Source organism: Cohnella thermotolerans DSM 17683 (assembly GCF_000429825.1).
Taxonomy (GTDB): domain Bacteria; phylum Bacillota; class Bacilli; order Paenibacillales; family Paenibacillaceae; genus Cohnella; species Cohnella thermotolerans.
This window is the reverse complement of record NZ_AUCP01000133.1, coordinates 1-1986: the sequence shown is the minus strand read 5'-3', so window position 1 is coordinate 1986 and position 1986 is coordinate 1. Positions and strand designations below refer to the sequence as shown.

The window sequence follows — 1986 nt, the reverse complement described above, 5'->3', positions numbered from 1 at the left end:
CGGCTTTGGATTTCGCTGTGTTTTGGCAGCTTATCCGACTAACCTTGCCTCGAACCCAATTCGTGTACCTTGGCCCGTGCATTTGCCTCCGGCTTTCTTCAGACTCCACCTTGCTACGGACACCCTTGCCTTTGGTTACGGTAGGCGCTCGCCAGCCCCCGTTCGGGAATTATTTCGCCCTAAAGATGACGCCCATGCTGGGCATACAAAGAAAACCACATGGAGTTGTTACACTCGCATGTGGTTTAAAATTTAATACTTTTGCAATTGAAGAACGTCAAAGATTTTATGAACTACTTCTAGCCCATATTGGTAAAAATTCGATTCTAGTTTTGTAAATCTTATTTCTTCAAGTTCGTTAAGAATTTCATTTTTTTTATTTTTAAAGTCCTCCGGAAATATAGTTGTCTCTAATCTACTTTGAAACTCTTCTAAACCATACTCTTTCTTAACAAATCGTTCGCATAAATCTCTAATTCGCTGAAGTTCTAAGCTCATTGTTAGTCACCTACTTTGTAATTATAGTAACAACAACTCCACTTTTATTGGTAATAATTTGGAGAGTCCCTGAAGTATATGATAGATTCCCGTTTTCCTGAACAACTGGCTTCGTATTCTGTATTACATATTCAACAAAATTTGGCGAAACGCTTCTACCATAATCACCGCCAGCCTGAGTAATTTGACTTCCATACCTATTTCCACTTGGTTGCATACGATCAACTGCATGTCTAGAATACAACCTATCGCCTATTTTCGCATATTCCTGACCATTGATAGTAACCTTAGAATAATCAGCCCAACTTCCCCATAACTCTTTTGCAACCGCTTGTTCTGTTTTCTTACCGACGAGACTAGCAAGTTTTTTGCCAAGCTGTTTAGCAGCACTTTTTACAAGAGCTTTCCCTGCTCCTAAGCCTCCTGTAACAACAGTATCGAATACTGCTCCAGTCCAAGTGTTGTCCTCATATACTCCATCGCCATAGTCAAACGTAAATGTACCTACCGTTTTACCATGATCTCGCATTTGATCTCCGTCATGATCGGCATCAAATGAAAAGGTGCTACCGTAAGCGTCAAATAGCCCTCATCTTGATGACAAGGTGTGGGCTATTTGACGCTTACGGCCGAAACCCGTAACTGTACCAAGAAAACTGCGCATCGAAGATCGGATTCATCACTTGCAGAAGCGCCTGCTGGAGGAATCAGTCCATGACGTTCGGGATACCGAGCAGCCGCACGCCGCCTCCGGGTTTTGGGATTTCCACCCGTTTGACTGGTGCGGGTCTGTAGGTTCCCGCGAGGAGTTTGGCTTTCACCGTCTCCCAGTGTGTTTTCAGGTAAGCTTGTAGCTCGGCTACCGTTACACCGTCCACCCCGGGCGCTCCTCCGTTTTGGACCAATCTGTGTACGGTAAGATAAAAATACCCAAAATGATCAAACTGATTTCCCCAAAAAAATCGTGCAAAATTCCCCACTTTAATCGTGCGGAAATGGACCGAATCTAGCAACTCCGTTACCCTGTTCGTAGACGATGACGAGGGGTGCGGGGACGGGGAGATGCTGAAGATGAGTCAGATTGAAACGATCAAGAACATGCAAAGCAAGGGGCTTGGGCCGAGCGCGATCGCCGAGCGGCTGCAGATGGACCGAAAGACGGTGAGGAAGGTCATGAAGGCGGAGACGTTTGAGAATCGGAAACCGAAGGCGGCATTGGCGCAGCCTTCCAAGCTGGATCCGTACAAGCCACTTATCCAAAGCTGGCTCGAAGAAGATCGTAAGAATCGCTACAAGCAGCGGCACACGGCGCAACGCATTCATAACCGGCTTGTGGCGGAGTGCCCCGGGTATGACGCCTCGTATCCGCTGGTCCAGCGATATGTGCGAAGTCTGCGGGAAGCGCGGCATCAGGAAGGAACGCTGGAACTGGAATGGCCGCCGGGTGAAGCGCAAGTCGATTTCGGTGAAGCGGATATCTTTGATGCG

Annotated in this window: 2 protein-coding genes and 2 pseudogenes; 1 reads left to right on the top strand and 3 read right to left on the bottom strand. The window is 47.1% G+C overall.

Features of this window, described 5'->3' with window-relative positions; genetic code table 11:
• Window positions 1-252: 252 nt before the first annotated feature.
• The 3 genes and pseudogenes from G485_RS0117390 to G485_RS29400 form a co-directional block, all read right to left on the bottom strand.
• Window positions 253-498, bottom strand: a complete 246-nt coding sequence (locus G485_RS0117390) for a hypothetical protein (RefSeq protein WP_027093548.1) — start codon at window positions 496-498, stop codon at window positions 253-255.
• 10 nt (window positions 499-508) lie between these two features.
• Entirely contained in the window at window positions 509-1027 is a 519-nt protein-coding gene (locus G485_RS30095; protein ID WP_156922462.1) for a hypothetical protein, read from the bottom strand.
• Between the two features lie 97 nt (window positions 1028-1124).
• Window positions 1125-1403: pseudogene (locus tag G485_RS29400) on the bottom strand (group II intron reverse transcriptase/maturase); the annotation flags it as partial.
• Window positions 1404-1569: 166 nt separating this feature from the next.
• Here G485_RS29400 and G485_RS0117375 point away from each other — a divergent pair.
• Window positions 1570-1986, top strand: a pseudogene (locus G485_RS0117375) (IS21 family transposase); the annotation flags it as partial.